This window comes from Vibrio sp. TRT 17S01 (genome assembly GCF_050113695.1).
In the GTDB taxonomy this organism is placed as follows: Bacteria; Pseudomonadota; Gammaproteobacteria; order Enterobacterales; family Vibrionaceae; genus Vibrio.
The window spans coordinates 172286-195301 of sequence record NZ_JBNJOG010000002.1; the positions used below are offsets into that span (position 1 = coordinate 172286).

The window sequence follows — 23016 nt, forward strand, 5'->3', positions numbered from 1 at the left end:
CACCTCTGCATTGCGAGCGCATTATATAGCAATTATTTTTGTGATGTAACACCAATAGCAACCGTTTGCGTCATTTTTTTTGTCAAATTTGAAATACAGCAAAACTCATTAAATGATGAAGTTGTTACCAATGCATTGCACATAAGCTTTGATTGACCTCATCCCTTTGATATAAAGGACACACTAGATGTATGAGAATGCTATCGATGAAGAATCATTATTTTAAGCGCTTTAAGTATCTGACAACATTATGCCTTGCAGCCCTATTTCTCTCTGGCTGCCAGATTGAATCAGAACCTAAAAGTGAGCTGGAACAAATACGCGAGCGCGGCGTGTTGCGAGTGGGTACGCTCAACAATCAACTTTCTTACTATATTGGTCCAGATGGTCCGGCCGGGTTGGATTATGAAATTGCGCGTGAGTTTGCAAACGAATTAGGTGTTCAGCTGGAAATGAAGCCAGCTTATCGTATATCCAGTCTCTACCCTGCATTAGAGAATGGTGAGATTGACATCATTGCAGCTGGCCTTAGTCAGTCAGAAGAGCGATTACAGCGCTTTCGTCCAGGCCCAGCCTACTATTATGTCAGCCAACAATTGGTGTATAAAAAAGGCCAGTGGCGTCCTCGCAATCTAAAACAGTTGTTGAAAAAACAGTCAGAGTTAATGGAACAGAATAATGGCGAACCTGTTGTGACCATCGTCAGCGATTCACACTTCAAACGTACGCTTACCAATATCCAGCAAAAATCCCCTGAGTTTGAATATAAAATTGACCCAAATTCAGATGTCAACGAGTTGCTGAAACAAGTCTCAGAAGGCGAACTGAAGTACACCGTCGCCGATTCTGTAGAAATATCGCTTTCCCAACGTATCTATCCAGATTTAGCGCTCGCATTTGAGCTAACGGAAGATCAACCTATTTCTTGGTTTCTACAACGCTCTGAAGATGAAAGCCTTTATGCGCTATTGATTGAGTTTTTTGGTAACTTGCAACAGTCCGGACACTTAGCATCCTTAGAAGAGAAATACATTGGACACATTGGCACATTTGACTACGTCGATACCCGCGCCTTTATTCGCGCATTGGACAGCAAACTGCCGAAATGGTCTCCCCTGTTCCAAGAGTACTCCGACGAATTTGATTGGCGTTTAATTGCCGCACTGGCGTATCAAGAATCACACTGGAACCCACTGGCAAAATCACCAACGGGCGTTCGAGGAATGATGATGTTGACTCTACCAACGGCAAAAAGTGTCGGGGTAACAGATCGACTTGATCCCGAGCAGTCGGTAAAAGGTGGCGTAGAATATTTGCGCCGCATGGTGGCACGTATCCCAGACAGTATTGATGAGCATGAAAAGATTTGGTTCGCGCTGGCTTCCTACAATATTGGTTATGGGCATATGATGGATGCGAGACGGCTGACGAAAAGACAAGGTGGAAATCCAGACGCTTGGTCAGATGTTAAGGAGCGTTTACCTCTGCTTCGACAAAAGAAATTCTTTAGCCAAACCCGTTATGGTTATGCCCGTGGTGATGAAGCGAAAAACTATGTTGAAAACATTCGCCGTTACTATCAAAGCATTATTGGTCATGTAGAGCAGCAAACACCTGAAAACGGTGAAGTGGACATTGATGATCTTGCCGTCATCCCGCCACCAGAGCAGCCCGCGTCCTCAGCAAGTACCACTGCGGTTTCGAGTGCTTCTTCTACTGCCAGCTCACAAAATTAACCTAAAGCGCAACTTATTTAAGTTGCGCTTTTTATTTGTGAAGTACCCTCGCTAAATGACGCTTGTACTCCATGTCTGATTTTTATATTGTGTTTGGCCAAAATGCGCTACTGAGTTCAGTAGCAAAGGCCTCAAATGAGGTAATTATTGTAGTCATTAGGGGTTGTTGATGCGCAGACGTAAGTTACAGTCTAAACGCTTGAACAAAACTGTTGCAGCCATCCGTCGCAAGCGCAAAGTGAGCAATAATAAAAAGAAAATTATTGCTCGACACCGCGCCTTCATGTGTACGGCATCGGTATAACAGTAAGCATCGCAAACATTCATCTTAGGTGAATGTTTGCATCTCGCTTACTCACCTTCTTGTTTATTTAGCTGCTTTTGAGCTTTTATTTCTTTACGTCTACGGCGGAAGAACGCTTGCAACTGCTCTCGACATTCATCTTCCAGTAGCCCCTTCTCAACCTGAGCGTAATGATACGCAGCTTGGCTTGCAAATAAGTCGAGGACGGTTCCAGCCGCCCCCGCTTTTAGATCCGGAGCACCATAAACGACTCGCTTTACTCGGCTATGTAGCAATGCGCCTGCACACATGGGACAAGGTTCAAGCGTGACATACAAGGTCGTATCTAGCAGCCGGTAATTCTGCAACTCTTTTCCGGCTTGACGCAATGTCTGGATCTCAGCATGCGCTGTGGCATCGTGATCGCAAATCGAACGGTTCCATCCTTCAGCAATAACTTGACCATCTTTTACCAGAACCGCTCCAACAGGAACCTCCCCATCCAATTCAGCTTGGTGGGCCAGTTCCATTGCTCGGCGCATGAAAACTTCGTCTTGTGCGGAAAAGAGTTGAGACAACTTACACTCCTAAAATCGTGCTCTAAAGCAGAGGGGGATATTTGAATAAGATGCTAAGAAGCATACTCAATATCAAACCAATAACAATACATAATCGTTGGGTTAATCACGACTTGGCATCGCTTTGACCCGCACAATTCGATTATGCTCAACCACCTCGGCTGTAAATTGCCAGTTTTGATAATGGATGACCTCTCCGGACTCCGGCAAGCGGCCAAGTTTCCAAGTGAGTAAACCATTCAAAGTTTGCGCACCATCGGCATGCAATTCATCACTCAGTTCTAGACGATTCTGTAGCTCACTCAATGGAATGAGTGCATCCAACATCCATCCAGACTCACACGGTTCTGCCCATAAATCATTGGGGTTATTTGAGAGCTCTCCCGCGATGGCCTCCAATACGTCATAGTGAGTGACCAAACCTTGAATATCACCATATTCATCGACAATAAATGCCATTTCATTACCCGAATTTTTAAAGTAACTCAGTAGATTTAGCCCTTTCATTGACTCAGGAATATAAACAGGGCTCTTGGACAAACTCACAATCGTTTGATTGCTTATCTGACTAGCATGATTGAGCAATGCTTTCGCTGATACCGTTCCAACAATCTGATCGAGGCTACCTCGGCAGATTGGAAATACACTGTGTTTGGTGGTTCGAATTCGCTTTAATACTGATTCAATCGGTTGGTCTATATCTAAAAAATCAATCTCACGTCGAGGTGTCATCAGTGAACCCACCAAGCGATCATCCAACTGAAGAATATTGCGAATCATCTCTTGTTCGCCTTGCTCAATCGCCCCCGATTCTGAGCCCTCACGTACAATGGCATGGATATCATCTTCCGTTACACTATCTTCTTGGTTTTTCTGCCTCATCAACGTCAGCAATGCTTCAGTTGACCAAGATAGTAACCACACAAACGGTGTCGTCAGTTTAGACACCCAATAAATCGGTAAAGCGACCAGAACCGCGATTGTTTCAGCTTGAGATTGAGCAAAGCGTTTAGGAACCAGCTCTCCGACTACGATGGCAAAGTAGGTAATGCCAACAACTACTATCGCCGTAGAAAATACGTTCGCTTGCTCAGGCGTCATGCCCCAAAGTTCCATTTGTTGTGCAAGCGGTCCTGATAATGTGGCTTCACCAACAATACCGCTTAATAGACCAATGACGGTGATACCAATTTGAATAGTAGAAAGAAAACGGGTGGAATTTTCCTTGAGTTCAAGAGCCACTTGAGCGGCTTTGTGTTTTTCAGCGAGGCGCTTTAACCGACTTGTTTTTGCTGCGACTAATGCGATTTCAGACATCGCAAAAAGACCGTTTAATACAATTAACCCTACTAAAAGCAGAATTTTCATAAATGTTTATTTTCCATGTTTAACGGCATGTGCCGCCACCTGCAGTTTAAAGCGAGTTGCAGATAAAAAAAAGCCTACCGAAAGGGTAGGCTTTGTAATCATTTATGTCACTTACATCGTGTAAGTGTATGGCGCTTGGATACCTAGAGGAATGCCTAGCATCCAGTAAACCACTAGGAAGATAGACCAGCCAATTAGCATTGCAATCGAGAATGGCATCATTAACGATGCTAGCGTACCGATACCTGTCGACTTCACGTAACGCTGACAGTAAACCACGACTAGAGGGAAGAATACCATCAGAGGTGAAATGATGTTCGATACAGAGTCACCTACACGGTAAGCCGCTTGAGATAGCTCAGGAGAAATACCCACAGCCATTAGCATAGGAACTAGGATTGGACCGATAAGAGCCCATTTCGCTGATGCAGAACCGATTAGAAGGTTTACAGAAGCCGTTAGAAGAATCATACCGATGATAGTTGCTTCACCTGGTAGGTTCATCGCTTTCAGGCCTTCCGCACCGTATAGCGCCAGCATCGTACCGATGTTTGATTGCGCGAATGCAGATAGGAACTGCGCACAGAAGAACGACATTACAATGTATGCGCCCATCGTAGACATGGTATCCGCCATCGCTTTGATGATGTCGTTACTTGTCTTGAACGTGCCAGAAACGCGACCGTAAACGTAACCCGGAATGATAAACAGGATGAAGATCAGTGGAACGATAGACTTCATGATTGGCGCAGAGAACGCAGTGATCTCACCTTCAGGTGAACGCAGTGCAGAGTTTTCTGGGATAAGCGCCACAACAAGAAGTGCGATACCCGCCATCATAGCCCAACCTGCGTAACGGAACGCTTTAGACTCAAGCTCAGTGAAGGAACCTAGATCGGGTGCTTTCTCTGCGTCTTCGTCGATTGGAGTGTTCTTTAGACGTGGCTCGATGATTTTCTCAGTGACGTACCAACCGATAGCAACAATGATTACTGAAGATAGACCAGTAAAGAAGATGTTCGCTAGTGGGTTAACCACGTACTCAGGGTCCAGAACCTGTGCAGCTGTTTGCGTGAAACCAGCCAATAGAGGATCGATACCTGAAGGGATGAAGTTTGCAGAGAAACCACCTGATACACCTGCAAACGCTGCCGCGATACCCGCTAGAGGGTGACGACCAGCCGCGTGGAAGATGATACCACCAAGAGGAATAACCAGAACGTAGCCCGCATCCGCCGCAGTGTGCGATACGATTGCTACAAGAATTAGCATTGGAGTAAGAAGTTTCGCTGGCGTGAAGTTCAGCATCTTCTTAAGGCCTGTTGTGATGAAGCCAGAAGAATCGGCAACACCCACACCCAACATCGCTACGAGAACAATACCAAGTGGCGCAAAGCCAGTGAACGTTGTCACCATATTAGCAAGGAAACTTGCTAGTGCTTCGCCTGTTAGCAGGTTAGTAATAGTAAGAGCTTCGCCAGTTCGAGGATTGGGAAGGTCGAAAGAAACATTCGACAAAAGTGCAGACGCAGCCCAAGTAATGATTAGTGCCCAGAAAAACAGAATCGCTGGATCAGGAATTTTATTACCTACTCGCTCGATAAAGTTCAGAAAGCGATCCATCCCGCTCGGCTTCGGAGACGGTGCTTTGTTTACAGCTTGGTTACTCATGGTAACTCCATATGTGATGTTGTTGCCTTTGACCTTTTCGAATAATTATGTCGGTCAATTTTCAACGGACTATTCTATTCAATCCGCCAAATAAAAGCACAAGATCCCATGATAAATTTCATATATGGAGACATATTTTGCAAAATCGCAATCGAGCAGTAACAAAAAACACACAGATTTTGACGGTATATTTAAACAATTTAGAAACCAAAACGAAAAATATACAGTAAACCTTTCGGTGATTAGCCATCTATAAGGTGAATTTGTTTATGCTCGATTTTATCGTTACATCGAAAATTCACTGTGGCTGGAGAGCATAGTTTTTAATGTAATGGATTGCTCCTCCCCTAACCGATCTGACCAAGATGTCTTTACTGAGATAGATTTTAACGAAGAAGATAAAGATGCCGATGGAATACTGACTGTCCACGTTAAAGTATATGGCGAGTGCGTCACACTATCACTTCCACTACTTATTGAAGCAAACGTCGGCACAGAAATCGTAGACATAGCCGCAGAAGCTCCTCGCGCTCTAAACCATTCTAATTTTTGCTCAGCGAGGTTCAGGGCTTGGCTACTTTTTACTGCAAAATCCGCTCGTTGTTCTATATAGGTTTGTAGCTTCACCAAAGCCAATGAAGCAATGCCAATCAAGAGAAAAGAAATTAATACCTCAATAAAACTAAAGCCTTGTTGTTTAGTTTGCATACCAACTCCCTGACAACCATTTAATTTTCTTCAGCTTTGACAATGGCACATCGATAACATCTCGGTTATAAGTGAAACTCACTGACGAACTGTACACCGCATATGTCCCCGGAGCGTCCATCACATATCCTCCCAATGGATAGAACGCACCATTTTGGAAATATGCAGTATTGCCTGTTGTCACACTTGAAACTGGCCCAACAACACCATCTAAAACTGTCTTTTGTCCTGAGTCGAGGCTAGACCACAGAGCGGCACTTGGAACAAACTCTGGAGCACCAAGACTATCATGTGAAACAAAGTGATAAAGCATCCCCTTGAAGTCCAAAGCGCCTGATGTTGATAGTAATCCATTATGAACCACTAAAATTACCCCACTTGGAATCGTTGCAGCCCCAGAGGAAGGAGTAATTGCCTCACCAATGGCTGTCAAATCAGTAGAACTGAGATGACAGCTACCATAAATCCAAATAAGATCTTGTCCAGCTTCAATATTATCAACAATTTTAGTTCCACAATTATCCACAACTGTAGCCGCAGGCAATGTGGCTTGGGTATACAGCATTTCACCACTACCAGAGGTTAGCGGCACATTAGCTAACTTAACGAACCCATCAAATGACATCACATCAAACCACTCGTTCCTTGGTGTATCGAATAAGTCTTCAAAAGGTTTCTGTGATGTGTCTAATACAAAGTCTTTCTTTAACCCTGACGGAGTGTTGTAGTTACCAATCACTGATGTCATATAGCTGTCCCCGACAGTTGAACGACAACTTTGCCCCGTTGGGAATCCCAGATATGGTAATGTACTGTCATGCAGCCCTTGATTGACAATAGTTCCGTATACTTTGAATTCATTACTATACCGAAGCATCGTACATCCCCACTCATTACTCCCCAATCCCTCTCCTGGATCGGGTCTCATTGCCATACCACCAGCAAAATACAAATTGGAGGTTGCTTTCATGACTCCTGACGCACCAGTTCCAGGGAGTTTAATTATTTTTTGCAATGATGTATGACCAAATTGAGTCGTCACCTGAACGAGGTTAGCCTTGGGAAGCATATAGGAAAATTCGAGATCACCATTTCCGTTACATTCATCGACCACAGAGCTTGTCGGGACAGAACGCTCCAAAACGGCTTTACTATAGATACACTCTAATCCCCCTTCTGCAATCCAATGTTGTTGACGCGCTGCGACCTCATTCTGTGCGCGCTTGATTTGATAGAAAACCGATTTGTAAGAACCCAATGCCAAAACCAAAGCACAAATAAGCAAAATAGACGTTACAACTAAAGTAACGGCCCCAGACTGAGCATGCTTCTTCATTGCCAATTCCTCTGAATGGTTTTGATCACAGCGGTGTGAGTATTTGTTGGGTCGGACAACAAATGACCCGTTAAGGTAATCGTGACAATTTTGTTATCCGCTGAATTGCTTGCAACAGTGGCTGTTGTTAGCTGCAATTGGGAAATAGATATCTGTTTTGGATTGAAAATCTGATAGCAGGAGTTGCCAAGTACTGACGCAGCAGCAGACGCTACAGTTAAAGGAGCTGCACTGTATTTTTCACATATTTTTAAAGCATCCCCCACGCTTGGGTTCCCTGAAGCTTCACGCTTATATACCACATTACGAAATGCAGAACTTCCTGAAGAGGCGACTCGGTATGCGTAAGCCAACTGGTCTGCCTGACTGTGAATGCTGCTTGATGCACCAGATAGCTTAGCTGAAATTGAACCTATGCCATCAAACCCAGCACGTTGAACATCCTCTTTGATTTGCAAAATAGTGCTAGAAAGGTTCTGCACGAGTAACAGCTCCTTTCCTCTTTCAGAGGCCAACTTTTGCCCAGTAACAAAGACAGATCCGACGATCCCCAAGGCAATCACTCCAATAATTGAAGCGATCATTAATTCGATCAGGGAAGCTCCTGTTTGACGACGTATTTTAACAAGATGGGTAGCCATAATAGCTTCCTCCAACACCACAGATCATAATCCGGCTTGCTGCAACGCCCGTCTTCAATTGGAGAGCCTGATTCGAATTTCCAACACGATAGAACTTTAGGTTCCCGCCAGAAATTCGCCCTCTAGATCCGGTAAGCTTCACTCGATTCGAAGAATAAGATGAACTGATCACCACGTCTTTAAATAATGCACCATCAAGGACCAGTATTTTATTCCCTGCATTTGCAATATCAGAGTCTGTTAGGGTCACCTTCCAATCTCCTGCAGGAGTCGGGTTTGTAGGCAGAGTAAAGTGCGCCCAGAGATCTTGATTTCTCCAAACTGCTTCAGATTTTGATTGGATTAAAAAGCCTTGCAGATCATCCGCTAAGCGTGTCATCTGTGTATTCGATGTTAACTTGTCAAAATTCGGAATAGCGACAGTAAGTAAAATACTCAGTACAACAACGGTCAGTAGAAGCTCTAACAAAGTAAAGCCGCGAGACATTTCCCAAATTCCTATGTAAAGCCATGTTTGCTGGCAACTTATCTTGCAGCGATGCTATCACCGAAGAAAAATAGGAGGAAAATCAATGGGGAAGTACTCGAAATGATTCGAAAAAATTACTGCAATCGCTACAAAAAGAAAGCGATTGGAATGACACTGATCGAATTAATGATAGCGGTAGCCGTGATTGGGATCTTAGCCGGGATTGCCTATCCTAGTTACCAAAACTATGTTCTGAAAGCACATCGCTCTTCAGCCATGGCCGACCTTGCTAAAATACAGCTCGAAATGGAACGCCAATACAACGGGAATTACATATCAGCCGCCAACTCTGTTTTATCTGGTGGTGTATGTACTTTTTGCGAAGTGGACAGTGCTCGCTATACCATTACTATCGCTAAAACAGCAACAACGTACACCATCAGCGCGACCGCTGCAGGCGCGCAGACAAATGATAAATGTGGTGCAAACTCATACACCGCACTCACTTTAAATCAGGTGGGCGAAGGTTCACCAGCAAACTGCTGGAAGTAACTTCACTCATAGCGAATGCAAAAAGGCCTGCATTTAGCAGGCCTTTTATTTAATTCAATAACTCAGCATTAGCTGGTTAGATCATCAAAAAACTTCTTAACACCGTTAAAGAAACCTTCTGATTTTGGCTTGTGCTTAGTCGCAGCTTCGCCACCACAAGATTCTTCAAACTCTTTTAGCAGCTCTTTCTGACGCGAACTCAGATTCACTGGCGTTTCAACAACTAGTTTAACAATCAAATCGCCAACACCGCCGCCACGAACACCTTTCACGCCCTTGCCACGCATGCGGAACATACGACCCGTTTGTGTTTCAGTTGGGACTTTAAGATTTACACGACCATCAAGAGTAGGAACCTCAACTTCACCACCCAGTGCAGCCATAGCAAAGCTTACTGGTACTTCGCAGTACAGGTTATTACCATCACGCTCGAAGATATGGTGTTCTTTTACGTGAACTTGTACGTATAGATCGCCAGCTGGTGCCCCCATCTCACCCGCTTCACCTTCGCCAGATAGACGAATGCGATCGCCAGTATCCACGCCTGCAGGGATCTTAACGTTAAGCGTCTTGGTCTTTTGTTTACGACCTTGACCATGACACACGTTACATGGGTCTTTAATGATCTTCCCTTTACCATGACAGGTAGGACAGGTTTGTTGCACAGCAAAGAAACCTTGACGCATCTGTACTTGACCATGACCATGACAGGTACCACATGTTTCTGCTGAAGTGCCTTTCTTCGCACCACTGCCATCACACGTATCACAGTGAACCAATGTTGGCACTTCAATCTCTTTCGATATGCCACGAACCGCTTCTTCTAGCGTTAGTTCCATGTTGTAACGTAGATCAGCACCACGCTGGGCACGATGACCACCGCCACCGCCACGGCGACCACCACCGAAAATGTCACCAAAGACGTCACCAAAGATGTCACCAAAATCTGCACCGCCGCCACCAAAGCCGCCGCCGCCCATACCACCTTGTTCAAACGCAGCGTGACCATATTGGTCATAAGCCGCCTTTTTCTGTGGATCGAGTAGAATTTCGTACGCTTCTTTTACTTCTTTAAACTTATCCGCAGCAGTTTCATCCCCCTGATTACGGTCTGGGTGGAATTTCATCGCTAGGCGCTTATAAGCCTTCTTAATATCGCGTTCAGACGCATCGCGGCTCACGCCTAATACTTCGTAAAAATCACGTTTTGACATGTTCTTCGTCACCAATATAGTACTGCAAACGGTGCTCAATCACTCTGTGTGTGATACCGCTTGGTGGTTGTATCATTCTAGATAAAAGCTTTACGTAAAAGTGCTTATCTGGAAGGACATCCTAATTACAAACATACGGGCGTAAGAGTTACCTCAAACGCCCGCAAACTAAATAAGCTATCGCTTAAGAATCAAGAATTACTTCTTATCTTCTTTTACTTCTTCGAACTCAGCGTCTACAACGTCATCTTCTTGCTTAGGTTGTTCGCCCGCTTCAGCACCTTGTTGTGCTTGCGCCTGTTGCTGAGCGATTTCCATTAGCTTTTGAGCAGCTGTCATCAAAGCTTGAACTTTCGCATCAATCGCTTCTTTGTCGTCACCCTTACGAGCTTCTTCAAGTTCAGAGATCGCGGCTTCAATCTTCTCTTTCTCGTCAGCTGGAAGCGCTTCACCCGCCTCTTCAATCTGCTTACGAGTACCGTGAATCATTTGGTCAGCTTGGTTACGTGCAGTTGCTAGCTCTTCGAACTTTTTGTCCGCTTCTTTGTTAGCTTCTGCTTCTTGAACCATTTTCTCGATGTCTTCATCGCTTAGACCGCCAGAAGCTTGGATAGTGATCTTCTGCTCTTTACCAGTCTGCTTGTCTTTCGCAGATACGTGTAGGATACCGTCCGCATCTAGGTCGAAAGTTACCTCGATTTGTGGCATGCCACGTGGTGCAGGCTGGATGCCTTCTAGGTTGAATTGACCTAGAGACTTGTTATACATCGCTTGCTTACGCTCACCTTGAAGAACGTGGATAGTTACCGCGTTCTGGTTGTCTTCTGCTGTAGAGAAAACTTGGTTCGCTTTCGTTGGGATAGTCGTGTTCTTCTCAACAAGTTTAGTCATTACGCCACCCATAGTCTCGATACCTAGAGACAGTGGAGTAACGTCTAGTAGAAGTACATCTTTAACATCACCTGCTAGTACACCACCTTGAACGGCAGCACCCATTGCTACTGCTTCATCAGGGTTTACGTCGCGGCGAGCTTCTTTACCGAAGAACTCAGCAACTTTTGCCTGAACCATAGGCATACGAGTCTGACCACCTACTAGGATAACGTCAGTGATATCGCCTACAGATAGGTCAGCATCTGCTAGAGCAACTTTTAGTGGCTCAAGAGAACGTTGTACTAGGTCTTCAACTAGAGATTCTAGTTTCGCACGCGTCACTTTAACGTTCATGTGCTTAGGACCAGTCGCATCCGCAGTTACGTAAGGTAGGTTTACGTCTGTTTGAGTAGTAGAAGAAAGCTCAATTTTCGCTTTTTCTGCTGCTTCTTTAACACGCTGCATTGCTAGAGGATCGTTCTTAAGATCGATGCCTTGCTCTTTCTTAAACTCTTCAACTAGGTAGTTGATCATGCGGTTATCGAAGTCTTCACCACCTAGGTGAGTGTCACCGTTAGTTGCTAGAACTTCGAACGTTTTCTCACCTTCAACTTCATCGATTTCGATGATAGAGATATCGAATGTACCACCACCAAGGTCGTATACCGCGATAGTGCGGTCGCCGCCTGACTTGTCTAGACCGTATGCTAGAGCCGCCGCTGTTGGTTCGTTGATGATACGTTTAACTTCTAGACCTGCAATACGACCGGCATCTTTAGTCGCTTGACGCTGTGCATCGTTAAAGTAAGCAGGAACTGTGATAACTGCGCCAGTTACTTCCTCACCAAGGAAGTCTTCAGCAGTTTTCTTCATTTTCTTCAGTACTTCAGCAGAAACCTGAGGAGCTGCCATTTTTTGGCCTTGCGCTTCAACCCAAGCATCACCATTGTCTGCTTTCACGATATTGAAAGGCATGATTTCGATATCGCGTTGTACTTCTTCGTCTTCAAAACGACGACCGATTAAACGCTTAATTGCAAATAGCGTGTTAGTTGGGTTTGTAACTGCTTGACGTTTCGCTGGTTGACCTACTAGCGTCTCACCATCTGTGTATGCAATTACCGATGCTGTTGTACGCTCACCTTCTGCGTTTTCGATTACGCGTGGTTTGTCGCCGTCTAGTACAGCAACACATGAGTTAGTAGTACCTAAGTCAATACCAATGATTTTACCCATCAGGCTATCTCCGAATAATTTTCTATTTTCGTTTTGCTATATCCCCTATGTGGGGATGTAGAATCGGGTTTCAACCCTTACTCACAAACAAAAATAATGTTGTTTGCTTCATCTATGCCACATAGATAAGGGCAGCAAATGGGTTTTCAAGGGAGGAAGTGAAAAAAAATGTGTTTTTTTCGCTGAAAAGAACCAGTGAAGCGTTTAGCCTCGCTTTTAATGAGAATGAGTTGCAAATTATGCACTTGCTTGTGCTGGTTTTACTGATATGACTTCTGCGTTATCTACTTAATCTTCGGGTTTTGTAAAACTACATCCGCTACCACATGCCCCACCTTACGAGATAAACCACGGAACATATTCTCAGAACAATCCGTCGACCTTTGTAATACCTTACAGCCCGTTTAGAAAAGAAAAGGGAGGCCAAAGCCTCCCTTTCAATGCATTTGTAATGCGGGTTATTTCGCTACCATCACCATTGCTGGGCGAATAACACGGCCATTCAACTCATAGCCTTTTTGCATCACAAACATAACTGTGTTTGATTCGTGATCAGGGCTTTCTTGGATAGACATTGCTTGATGCAATTCTGGGTTAAATGTTTCACCTTCAGGATTAATCTCTTTCAGACCAAACTTTGCCACTGTGTCGACAAAGGTTTTGTGCGTTAGCTCAACACCTTCAAGTAACGGCTTAACCACTTCCGCTTCCGTATCAGCAGCTTGAATCGCACGCTCTAGGTTATCGATTACTGGCAGCAATTCTTCAGCAAACTTATTTAAAGCGTATTTGCGTGCCTTGTCGATTTCCTGCTCGGTACGACGACGCATGTTCTCTACTTCCGCTTTCGCACGAAGTACTGCGTCTTGTTGATCTTTTACTTTGGCTTCACTAGAAAGCAATGCTGCTTCTAGTTGAGCAATTTTGCTTTCTTGGTCATCAATTTCAACATCAAGACCTTCGTTCCATTCGATATCAGCCTCACTACCGACAGCCTCGACATCTTGCTCTGTCGTTTCAGCTTGCTGTTGTAGCTCTTCTTCTTTGACTTTGTTTTCTTCGCTCATGATATCTCCAGAATTCAACTCCATGCATATCTATAGCCATTCACGTTTATTGGGCCTAGATACATAAAAATTCGCATATTTAGCTAACTTGCCATTATTATGGGGATGAAGACTGCCGATTCAAGCCTATTTCGTGTGGAAAATCTATGAAAAAACCTTTTGAAGTGATCGCTATCATTGGCAAACCACGTGATCAGCAAGCCATTCAAACACATCGAGAGCTTTATGCCTGGTTAACAGAACAAAACTATCAAGTATTTATTGATGACCGACTCAAAGAAATACTCGACGATATTCCAGCCGATCGCTTTGCAAGTTTAATCGAACTTGGCCACAGTGCTGATCTTGGTATCGTTGTTGGTGGCGACGGTAATATGCTTGGTGCTGCACGAGTTCTCTCAAGATTTGATATCTCGGTCATCGGTGTCAACCGAGGAAACTTGGGCTTTCTAACTGACTTAGATCCCGACGACTTTCAAACGGCTTTGTTAGACGTACTATCAGGTAATTTTCTTGAAGAAGAGCGCTTTTTGCTCGAAACAGAAATTCACCGCCATGACCAAGTGAAAAGCCATAATGCCGCGCTGAATGAAGCCGTCCTTCACCCAGGACAAATCGCTCACATGATTGAGTTCGAAGTATACATCGACGATAGCTTTGCATTTTCACAGCGTTCTGATGGCATTATTGTTTCAACCCCAACCGGTTCTACGGCTTATTCCCTTTCTGGAGGTGGGCCAATTTTATCTCCAAGCCTCAACGCGATCACCATCGTCCCTATGTTCCCGCATACGCTTTCAAGCCGACCAATCGTAGTCGACGGCAAACGCAGAATTAAATTGATCGTTTCACCAGATAACCGCGGAACTCAAGAAGTAAGCTGTGATGGACAAGTCTCCCTTCCAGTCTCTCCGGGTGATGAGATCCATATTTACCAAAGCCCTAACGTGCTCAAACTGATCCACCCCAAAGACTACAGTTATTATCATGTGCTCCGAAATAAACTCGGATGGTCAAGCAAACTGTTCTGACTTGCAATAGACACTTTAAGGGCTGGCAACCATGCTGGCCCTTTTTGTTTTTATTCACTTCATATTTAAACAACCTGACTCTGCTCACAAAATTTTTCACACTCACCTTTACTGTATAAAGAAACAGTATATACTGTTTTCTTATACAGTATTGTTCATTTAGACAGGTACATAAAATGCTGGCTCATTTAAGTGTTAATAATTTTGCGATTGTTAAGTCTTTACAACTCGAACTCCTACAAGGTATGACCACCATTACGGGAGAAACTGGCGCAGGTAAATCGATAGCAATTGATGCTCTTGGTTTGTGCTTAGGAGGAAGAGCGGAAGCCAGTATGGTTCGCCAAGGCGAAGAAAAAACAGAAGTCAGTGCCGCATTTTTGTTAGATAACAATATTCACGCAACGCGTTGGCTGGAAGACAATGACTTACTCGATGGTAACGATTGTATTTTACGTCGCATCATCAACAAAGAAGGCCGTTCACGAGCCTTCATTAACGGCAGTCCCGTTCCTCTCTCTCAATTAAAGTCGTTGGGGCAGTTATTAATTAATATTCATGGCCAGCATGCTCATCATCAGTTGATGAAAAGTGAATACCAAATGGCCATGCTTGATCAATATGCTGGCCATAGCAATTTGCTTAAAAACACTCGTAACACCTATCAGGTTTGGCGACAAGCAGACAATAACCTCAAGCAGCTTAAAGAAAACAGCGCCGCCAATCTCGCGCAAAAGCAATTGCTGGAGTATCAAATCAAAGAGCTCAACGAGCTGTCACTGGGCGAGGAAGAATATGAACAACTCGAACAAGAACACAAACGCCTCTCTAACAGCGGTGAACTCGCCTCTAGCTGTCAACAAGCCATCGAACTTATATACGAAGGTGAAGAAGTTAATGCGCTTGGTGTTTTGCAATCGGCCAATCACACCTTAATCCAATTATCAGAATTAGACCCAGTACTAGCAGAGCTGCCAAATATGCTCTCAGAAGCAATTATCCAAATCGAAGAAGCCAACAACGAACTGCGCAGTTATCTCGACAACATTGATGTTGATCCAGCTCGGATGGTTTACGTAGAAGAACGCTTCTCAAAGCTAATGGCCATTGCTCGCAAGCATAATGTCTTACCCGATGAGTTATATCAGCACCATCAAAGTCTACTTGAGCAAATTGAAGCGTTGGATTGCTCTGATGAACGACTAGCAGAGCTTGAGCAAGAAGTTGAAAAACAGTATCAAAACTTTATTGCTTCTGCAGATAAACTACATAAATCACGCAGCCGCTACGCGAAAGAACTCAACAAGCTTATCTCAGCCAGCATGCACGAACTGAGCATGGAAAAGGCAAAATTCTGCATTGAAGTCGAGAAACAGAGCGAGCATCCTTCTCCATTAGGATTGGATAGTGTTTGCTTCTTGGTCTCAACCAACCCAGGTCAACCCATGCAGCCAATTGCCAAAGTGGCTTCAGGGGGGGAACTTTCTCGTATTTCTCTAGCGATTCAAGTAATCACTGCGCAGAAAGTCGACACACCAAGCCTTATTTTTGATGAAGTGGATGTTGGTATCAGTGGCCCAACAGCAGCCGTCGTTGGAAAAATGCTACGAAAACTGGGCGAATCAACACAAGTATTGTGCGTAACTCACTTACCACAAGTTGCTGGCTGCGGTCATCAGCAGTTGTTTGTCGCGAAACAAACGAAAGCGGGTAAAACTGAAACTCAGATGAAAAAGCTTAATGATGACCAACGCGTAAGTGAATTAGCAAGGTTACTTGGAGGCAGTCAAATCACAGACTCCACACTTGCCAATGCGCGTGAACTGCTGTTCGCAGCCTAAATCCATAGTGAACTGAAAGTTCCTTTAATGAAGATTTTAGACTCGACTTTGCAACCAAATTCAAAAATCATGGTCTGAAACAATTCAAAACAGCGGGAACTTTTTACTTTATCGCCCCGCTTGTTTATTATCAGCCGAGTTTTGACGTTATTAGTAACAAGAATTTGAGTATGCAATTAAAGAAATGGCTTATCGCAGTACCATTAGCAATGACAATGCTAACTGGGTGCTCACTGCTAGAAAAATTGGTTTATCGTATTGATATCAATCAGGGTAACTATGTTGAGCAAGACGCTGTCGACAAGCTAAAGTTTGGCATGACAAAAGAACAAGTTCGCTACGTGATGGGCTCACCAATGCTCATTGAAAACGGCTACCCAGATACTTGGTACTACATTTATCACCACACTGAAGGCCACAAAGACTCTATTCAGAAGAACCTAATCGTTAACTTTAACGCTCAAGGTCAACTCGTGAAAGTGAATGGGGATTTTACTGCGAGTGAGCAGTTCTTTGAAGGGATCAACTAAGCCATATCCAGTGATGTATTGATGAAAAAGGCTCGCAATTGCGAGCCTTTGTTATATTTAGTGTTCAGTCATCATCAGCTTTACGTAACGGGTTTTGCTTACCTCCAGTTACAGGGTCAGCGTTGCCAGACAATTTGGCTTGCTCTGCACGTTTACGACGAATCTCTTTTGGATCGGCAAGCAGTGGACGATAAATCTCAATTCGATCTTTGTCTCGCACTGTTGCATTTAACTTAACATTGCGACTAAATACCCCGACTTTATTTACCTTTAAATCGATTTCAGGGTAGAGCGACAATACACCTGATTGTTCAATGATCTCTTCCACTGTCATTGCATTGTTCACAACCAAGGTAAATACTCTCTGTTCCTGTGGAAGTGCATACACCACCTCAACGTGGATCATTTCCGATTCAATCGTCATTATGCATATACCATTTTTGCGCGTTTTGTAAACGCGTTTACCATATTGCTCGTCAACTCGTTAAAAATTTTGCCAAACGCCATTTCAATCATCTTGCTAGAAAACTCAAACTCCAGCTTCAATTCAACTTTACAAGCCTGATCATCTAATGCCGTGAAAAACCAGCCACCCTTTAGGGTTTTAAACGGACCATCAACCAAATTCATTAAAATTGCTTCACCGCTAACCAGCTCATTTGACGTTGTAAACGTTTTGCTTATGCCCGCTTTAGAAACATCTACCGAAGCAACCATACCGCTGTCAGATGACTCAATTACACGGCTACCAGAGCACCCTGGCAGAAACTCGGGGTAACTGGCAACATCATTGACTAAATTGAACATCTGCTCTGCACTAAAAGAGACTAAGGCAGAACGGCTCACTTGCTTCATAAATACTCCTCAATCCTGATTCACAAACTTCAGGTGTGGCACAATTTTACTTTTATTTGCACTGAGCGCAAACAAAGGGATTTGCTAAGCCCTTTATGCGCCGTATAATGCAGCCATTATGGCAAAGAAAAAATCGAAACAAAAAGCGGGTAGCAATACCATCGCTCTTAACAAGAAAGCTCGCCACGAATATTTTATCGACGATGAAATTGAAGCTGGTATGGAGCTACAAGGCTGGGAAGTTAAGTCACTTCGTCAGGGTAAAGCTAACATCGCGGAAAGCTACGTCTTTATGCGTGACGGTGAAGCCTTTGTGAGTGGCATGACCATTACTCCATTAAACCAGGCATCGACACACGTAGTTGCAAACCCAACACGTGTGCGTAAGCTGCTGCTTAGTCGTCGAGAACTCGATAACCTGCTTGGTCGCATCAACCGTGAAGGTATGACACTGGCTGCGCTATCTCTTTACTGGTCACGCTCTTGGGTGAAGATGAAAATTGGTGTTGCCAAAGGTAAAAAGCTGCATGACAAACGTACTGATCTTAAAGAAAAAGATTGGGCACGTGAGAAAGCACGGGTGATGAAGAGCTCACTGCGCTAATATTGAGCACTTAAACGCACAAGTCTAGACAGGTTATACTTTTCTGGTACTATGCGAAGAACACTTTGGGGCTGATTTAGGATTCGACAGGAATTTTGCAGTCTGAGGTGCATGCCGTGGGGCGGTTGGCCACGTAAAAAGCCGCAAAAAAATAGTCGCAAACGACGAAAACTACGCACTAGCAGCTTAATAACCTGCTCAGAGCTCTCTCGCCCTAGCTTCCGCACGTAAGACGGGGACCAACGAGAGATCAAACCCAAACGCGCTAGCCCGGATTCTCCCGCCTGAGAGATGAACGGCGAATTATAATTCAGGATAGTCATTTACTAGCGTGTCGGTTCGCAGGTACTTGGTGAATTTAAAGATCGACTAAGCATGTAGTACCAATGATGAATGGTTTTTGGACGCGGGTTCAACTCCCGCCAGCTCCACCAAACGTTTGGAAAGGGCGGTAACTCTTTGAGTTATCGCCCTTTTTGTATTTAAACATCTAGGGTTAGGCTGTTTGTACTAAATTTAGGTACTAAAGCATGCGCTATTTATCTATCTCAAAATCAGGCATTTGGCAGTTTCGCTTTCAGATTCCCCCAGAGCACCGACACCTATTCAATGGCCGCAGGGAAATCAAACGTTCACTTAAAACGTCAGATAAACAACTTGCAACGATTCATGCGTTGCAGCTTGAGATAGAAATACGAAAAAGCCTTACTTCACCTTCCCCTTGTTGCAAAGATAAAAAACTAGAGGTTCAAACGCCACCGACCTCTATTGCAGAGCAAAGACCCAAACAACGCTCGAGCGGCACACCTCAACATGCGCTAGAGCTATTCATTAAATACAAGCGTGCTCACCTATCCGACAAGTCAGTGGTAATGCTGCAAGCGAAATGCAACGTAGTTTTAGATCTACTTAATAAAAAACGGCTTGCGTTCATTAGGCGAACCGATGCCGAACAAGTTATCGATTTATTACGCCTCTACCCTACAAACCTTAAAAAGCACCGCCAGTTCAGCGGACTATCTGGTACTCAGGCTATTAAACTGAACAAGGAGCTAGGGTTGGCTACACTCAGCGAGGAATCTGTCAAAGATTACAGCCAAAAAATGTCTGGTTTTTTTGAATGGTGTGTTCTCAATGAACTGACTGATATCAATCCCTTCAAAGCAATCAGGTTTAAAAAACAGCGAAAGGATAGCGCTGCAAAATCTGCGTACTCTTCTGCCGATTTACATAAGCTGTTCAGCACTCCAGTTCATTGCGAGAAAGATTTTATACACCCCTATTACTACTGGCTTCCATTGATTGGATACTTTACCGGTGCCCGCCTCAATGAACTCTGCCAGCTTTACAAAGCAGATATATATAGAAAGGAAGGAATTTGGGTACTTCAAATTGATGATAGATTTACGGGGCAAAAACTGAAGAACTTAACTAGCCGCCGAATTGTGCCAATCCATCAACGACTAATCGATATCGGGTTTATTGATTTTGTAACCTCAGTTCAACATGACCGACTATTTCCGGAACTTAGGGACTCAAGGGATGGTTTCGGCAGTGCTGCTTCAAAATGGTTCAGCAGGTTCAAGACTCGGTTAGGTTTTGAGAAAGGTCAGGACTTTCATTCGTTCCGCCATACCGTTGCCACTCAACTTAAACAGAAGCAGGTGTCCCATATTGCTGCTGGATCAATTCTCGGTCATGCCCAAAACAACATTACGTACGATCGATATGGGAAGGATCTGAACATTGAGCAACTGATGACTGTCGTAAACCTGATTGATCCCCGCCCCCTAGATAAGGTGCAAAACTATTCAACTGAGTGACCCTAGCGACCTCTTAAACAGTTATGTGGCTTTAATTTTGGGCGTGATTTCACGCCCAAAAAAATAAATTCACTCGCTCACTTTTTCAGCAACTCGCTCAAATACAACCAAATAAACAATTTAAAAACAACAACTTAAAAAACAAGTTGCAGTTAAATCTGTATATATGTATGTGATTGATAGGTTGCTAGTTTTTTTTCTTTACGGGCATGAAAGACCTTCTTAGATTGATTGAAAAGCAATTGATAACTAGGAACTATTATGAATTTATCCTCATCTGTAGCACAAAGCTTGCATTCCAATTTCAGCGATAACGCAAATCTCGAAGCCATCCTCAACCTTAAAATTCCAGTGCAACGTAGTCACAAGACACTAGAACCACTAACTGGTGTCGAACTACTAGATGCTTACACAGATTCACGTATCAAGCTCGGCAAATCTAAGCTAAAAAACATCCAGCAAGATCATGAACTTCTTACGAGAGTATTGCACCTCATCGGCTTTGATGACTTAAACGAGCTTGATCGTTCAGGCGCTGAAAACGTTCGAGACGCCTTGAGCCACTATCCCAAAAACGCAAAGAAACACTCTGAATTTGCGGAACTAACAGGGTACGACGTAATCTTCAAAAATGCTGTATTGCCAAAGCCTAAACCATGCCTTTCCCTTACAACTGTCAAAGGGATAATCGAAAAGTTCTCTACTTTTCTTAACTGGAGCAAAGCTCATGGATACGTTAAGGACAATGTATTCTATCGACTTCCAAAAAAGAGTGAAAAAGGTGGAAAGAAACGCCTATGCTTTTCCGATCAACACCTTGCTGACATTTTTAACATGGAGGACTACAAATCACATAGCTACCTTCACCCTTATTACTATTGGGTGCCGCTATTGCTCCGCTACACTGGAGCAAGGCTAAACGAAATCTGCCAACTAACCATTGATGACATCCTGCAAGTAGACGGTGTCCAGTGTCTGAAGATTTGTGATAACGTTGAAGGGCAAAGTGTCAAAAATAGTTCATCTATCAGGCTTATCCCTATTCATAATGAGTTGATTAAAAAAGGCTTTTTAGCATTCGTAAACTCAAAGAGCAAAGGTCGCCTCTTCCCCGAACTACCACTTATTAAAGGGTACTACTCACACAATGCTTCGAAGTGGTTTCAACGTCGCAGGGATTCCTTGGGTTTAGCTAAAGGATTAGATGCACACTCTTTCCGGCACACATTTATAAATGAGCTGAAACAGTTAGGTGTTTCTAAAGAGATCATAGAATGTATTGTTGGTCATAAACATAATTCTGAGTCGTTTGATACCTACAGCGAGCAGTACAGCCCTAGAGTTCTTGCTCCTGTGGTAAACATGATCAATACATCACATACAGCTTCTGTACTTCCTTATGCACAGAAGAAAATTGCCGCTTAACTCTTAATTTAAGTCCTCAATTATCCCTCCCCAAATTATTGGGGAGGCGTCTCCATAAATAGACAAACTTAAACCGTTATATGACCAAAATGAAAAACAATCATAATCAAACAAACACGATGGAATTGCTTACTAATTTTTCTATTAACGAAGACCTAGCGCAAATCAAACAAGAAGTAGCTGAAAGCTCCTTTGTTTTTGATCGATTCATCCTTAAGGGGCAATCAAATATCCTGTTCGCACCACCGAATGCCGGTAAAACACTACTAATAATCCATCACCTAAAACAAGCCCATTCCGCTGGTCTCCTCCATGGTTTATCTGTCTTCTACGTCAATGCTGATGATTCTCAGAATGGTATCATTGAGAAAACCGAAATCTTAGCCAGTATTGGTGTTCACACGCTCGTCCCAGGCTACAACGGCTTCAAATCACATTCACTGCTTGGTATTTTGGATGGATTGGCTGCCGATAATGACGCAAAGAATGTAGTTATCATTGTCGATACACTGAAAAAGTTTGCCGATACCATGGATAAAAAGAACATGCGTACATTTGGTATCAAAGTAAGCGAATTCATTCTCAAAGGTGGCACATTTATCGGTCTAGGCCATACAAACAAAAATCGAGATATGAATAACAACCTTGTCTACTCTGGAACATCCGATCTTATGGAAGATGTCGACTGTATCTACATGATGAACATTGAAGATGAAAAAATGGATCTCTCTGGACAACAAACGAAGTACATCAAACTCACTAACCAAAAGCTTCGTGGCAATAACGCATTAGAACTCACATACGCCTATGATAAGTCTGAGAGTATGTCTTACGTTGACATGGTTAACTCTGTCTACAATGTCGACTCTGATACCTACTCTAAAGAGAAGTTTTTACGTGACGAAGAGAGCAAATTCAATAGCTTTATTAATCAGTATCAAGATGCTGTATCACTCATTACAAAACTATTAAACAATACCGAAACAGACAAAACCGAGCTAAGGGACTATTTAGTCAAACATACCGACTACGGTCGTGACAAGTGCATTGAAATCATTGATAAACTTTCAGGCAAGCTCATTGATTTTAAGATGGGCGGTAAAACTGGGCGTAAAAAAGTCTACTCTCTTATCACTAAAGCCTAGCTTTTGTATCCGTTTATTCCGTTTTTTACG

21 protein-coding genes and 1 other RNA gene are annotated in these 23016 nt (G+C 43.6%); 10 read left to right on the forward strand and 12 right to left on the reverse strand.

The annotated features are described in order from the left end of the window. The first annotated feature begins 206 nt into the window (after window positions 1-206). Window positions 207-1736, forward strand: coding sequence for a membrane-bound lytic murein transglycosylase MltF (mltF, locus tag ACQEXS_RS04090; protein ID WP_427012922.1), 1530 nt, complete (start codon window positions 207-209; stop codon window positions 1734-1736). A 351-nt stretch (window positions 1737-2087) separates the two neighbouring features. Here mltF and tadA read toward each other — a convergent pair whose 3' ends face one another. The 7 genes from tadA to ACQEXS_RS04125 all read right to left on the reverse strand — a co-directional run bounded on the left by tadA (window position 2088) and on the right by ACQEXS_RS04125 (window position 8808). Then, window positions 2088-2597: a tRNA adenosine(34) deaminase TadA gene (gene tadA, locus ACQEXS_RS04095; protein WP_427012923.1), complete on the reverse strand. Its 510-nt coding sequence runs from the start codon at window positions 2595-2597 to the stop codon at window positions 2088-2090. Between the two features lie 102 nt (window positions 2598-2699). Next, window positions 2700-3965: a hemolysin family protein gene (locus ACQEXS_RS04100; protein ID WP_427012924.1), complete on the reverse strand. Its 1266-nt coding sequence runs from the start codon at window positions 3963-3965 to the stop codon at window positions 2700-2702. A gap of 111 nt (window positions 3966-4076) precedes the next feature. Then, window positions 4077-5636, reverse strand: coding sequence for an AbgT family transporter (locus tag ACQEXS_RS04105; protein ID WP_367987081.1), 1560 nt, complete (start codon window positions 5634-5636; stop codon window positions 4077-4079). A 285-nt stretch (window positions 5637-5921) separates the two neighbouring features. Further along, on the reverse strand, window positions 5922-6344 hold the full coding sequence (locus ACQEXS_RS04110; protein ID WP_367987082.1) for a type IV pilus modification PilV family protein: 423 nt from the start codon (window positions 6342-6344) through the stop codon (window positions 5922-5924). Next, on the reverse strand, window positions 6334-7680 hold the full coding sequence (locus tag ACQEXS_RS04115; protein WP_427012925.1) for a hypothetical protein: 1347 nt from the start codon (window positions 7678-7680) through the stop codon (window positions 6334-6336). The genes ACQEXS_RS04110 and ACQEXS_RS04115 overlap by 11 nt, the downstream gene beginning before the upstream one ends. Beyond that, window positions 7677-8321 (reverse strand): PilW family protein, encoded by a 645-nt coding sequence (locus ACQEXS_RS04120; protein WP_427012926.1) that lies wholly within the window; start codon window positions 8319-8321, stop codon window positions 7677-7679. Before ACQEXS_RS04120 ends, ACQEXS_RS04115 begins: the two co-directional genes overlap by 4 nt. Further along, a complete protein-coding gene (locus tag ACQEXS_RS04125; RefSeq protein ID WP_427012927.1) occupies window positions 8302-8808 on the reverse strand; it encodes a GspH/FimT family protein in 507 nt (168 codons plus the stop codon). The genes ACQEXS_RS04120 and ACQEXS_RS04125 overlap by 20 nt, the downstream gene beginning before the upstream one ends. A gap of 102 nt (window positions 8809-8910) precedes the next feature. Between ACQEXS_RS04125 and ACQEXS_RS04130 the strand changes: the two genes are divergently transcribed. Then, a complete protein-coding gene (locus tag ACQEXS_RS04130; RefSeq protein ID WP_427012928.1) occupies window positions 8911-9342 on the forward strand; it encodes a type IV pilin protein in 432 nt (143 codons plus the stop codon). Window positions 9343-9410: 68 nt separating this feature from the next. On the opposite strand, the gene dnaJ is transcribed toward ACQEXS_RS04130, so the two are convergent. From dnaJ to grpE, 3 genes are all read right to left on the reverse strand, one after another. Then, window positions 9411-10556 (reverse strand): molecular chaperone DnaJ, encoded by a 1146-nt coding sequence (gene dnaJ / locus ACQEXS_RS04135; protein ID WP_427012929.1) that lies wholly within the window; start codon window positions 10554-10556, stop codon window positions 9411-9413. A gap of 198 nt (window positions 10557-10754) precedes the next feature. Beyond that, a complete protein-coding gene (gene dnaK / locus ACQEXS_RS04140) occupies window positions 10755-12665 on the reverse strand; it encodes a molecular chaperone DnaK (RefSeq protein ID WP_427010029.1) in 1911 nt (636 codons plus the stop codon). Between the two features lie 458 nt (window positions 12666-13123). Then, the gene (gene grpE, locus ACQEXS_RS04145) at window positions 13124-13735 is read right to left on the reverse strand and encodes a nucleotide exchange factor GrpE (protein WP_367989202.1); all 612 of its coding nucleotides are present in this window, start codon (window positions 13733-13735) and stop codon (window positions 13124-13126) included. A 143-nt stretch (window positions 13736-13878) separates the two neighbouring features. Here grpE and nadK point away from each other — a divergent pair, with 143 nt between their 5' ends. The 3 genes from nadK (at window position 13879) to bamE (ending at window position 17134) form a co-directional block, all read left to right on the forward strand. Beyond that, window positions 13879-14763, forward strand: a complete 885-nt coding sequence (nadK, locus tag ACQEXS_RS04150) for an NAD(+) kinase (RefSeq protein ID WP_367987089.1) — start codon at window positions 13879-13881, stop codon at window positions 14761-14763. Between the two features lie 176 nt (window positions 14764-14939). Then, a complete protein-coding gene (gene recN / locus ACQEXS_RS04155) occupies window positions 14940-16604 on the forward strand; it encodes a DNA repair protein RecN (protein ID WP_427012930.1) in 1665 nt (554 codons plus the stop codon). Between the two features lie 170 nt (window positions 16605-16774). After that, window positions 16775-17134: an outer membrane protein assembly factor BamE gene (bamE, locus tag ACQEXS_RS04160; RefSeq protein WP_427010027.1), complete on the forward strand. Its 360-nt coding sequence runs from the start codon at window positions 16775-16777 to the stop codon at window positions 17132-17134. Between the two features lie 64 nt (window positions 17135-17198). On the opposite strand, the gene ACQEXS_RS04165 is transcribed toward bamE, so the two are convergent. Both ACQEXS_RS04165 and ACQEXS_RS04170 read right to left on the reverse strand, forming a co-directional pair. Continuing rightward, window positions 17199-17558, reverse strand: a complete 360-nt coding sequence (locus ACQEXS_RS04165; protein WP_427010026.1) for an RnfH family protein — start codon at window positions 17556-17558, stop codon at window positions 17199-17201. Continuing rightward, entirely contained in the window at window positions 17558-17989 is a 432-nt protein-coding gene (locus tag ACQEXS_RS04170) for an SRPBCC family protein (protein WP_367987093.1), read from the reverse strand. Before ACQEXS_RS04170 ends, ACQEXS_RS04165 begins: the two co-directional genes overlap by 1 nt. 118 nt (window positions 17990-18107) lie before the next feature. On the opposite strand from ACQEXS_RS04170, the gene smpB reads away from it, so the two are divergent. The 5 genes from smpB (at window position 18108) to ACQEXS_RS04195 (ending at window position 22986) form a co-directional block, all read left to right on the forward strand. Next, complete coding sequence (gene smpB / locus ACQEXS_RS04175; protein WP_009603245.1) at window positions 18108-18593, forward strand: SsrA-binding protein SmpB; 486 nt, start codon at window positions 18108-18110, stop codon at window positions 18591-18593. Window positions 18594-18660: 67 nt separating this feature from the next. Further along, window positions 18661-19027, forward strand: a transfer-messenger RNA (tmRNA) gene (gene ssrA, locus ACQEXS_RS04180). A 96-nt stretch (window positions 19028-19123) separates the two neighbouring features. Continuing rightward, window positions 19124-20416: a tyrosine-type recombinase/integrase gene (locus ACQEXS_RS04185; protein ID WP_427012931.1), complete on the forward strand. Its 1293-nt coding sequence runs from the start codon at window positions 19124-19126 to the stop codon at window positions 20414-20416. A gap of 261 nt (window positions 20417-20677) precedes the next feature. Continuing rightward, window positions 20678-21841: a site-specific integrase gene (locus ACQEXS_RS04190; RefSeq protein ID WP_427012932.1), complete on the forward strand. Its 1164-nt coding sequence runs from the start codon at window positions 20678-20680 to the stop codon at window positions 21839-21841. 119 nt (window positions 21842-21960) lie between these two features. Continuing rightward, window positions 21961-22986 carry a hypothetical protein gene (locus ACQEXS_RS04195; protein ID WP_427012933.1) on the forward strand — a complete coding sequence of 342 codons (1026 nt, stop codon included), beginning with the start codon at window positions 21961-21963 and terminating at the stop codon, window positions 22984-22986. The last annotated feature ends 30 nt before the right edge of the window (window positions 22987-23016 follow it).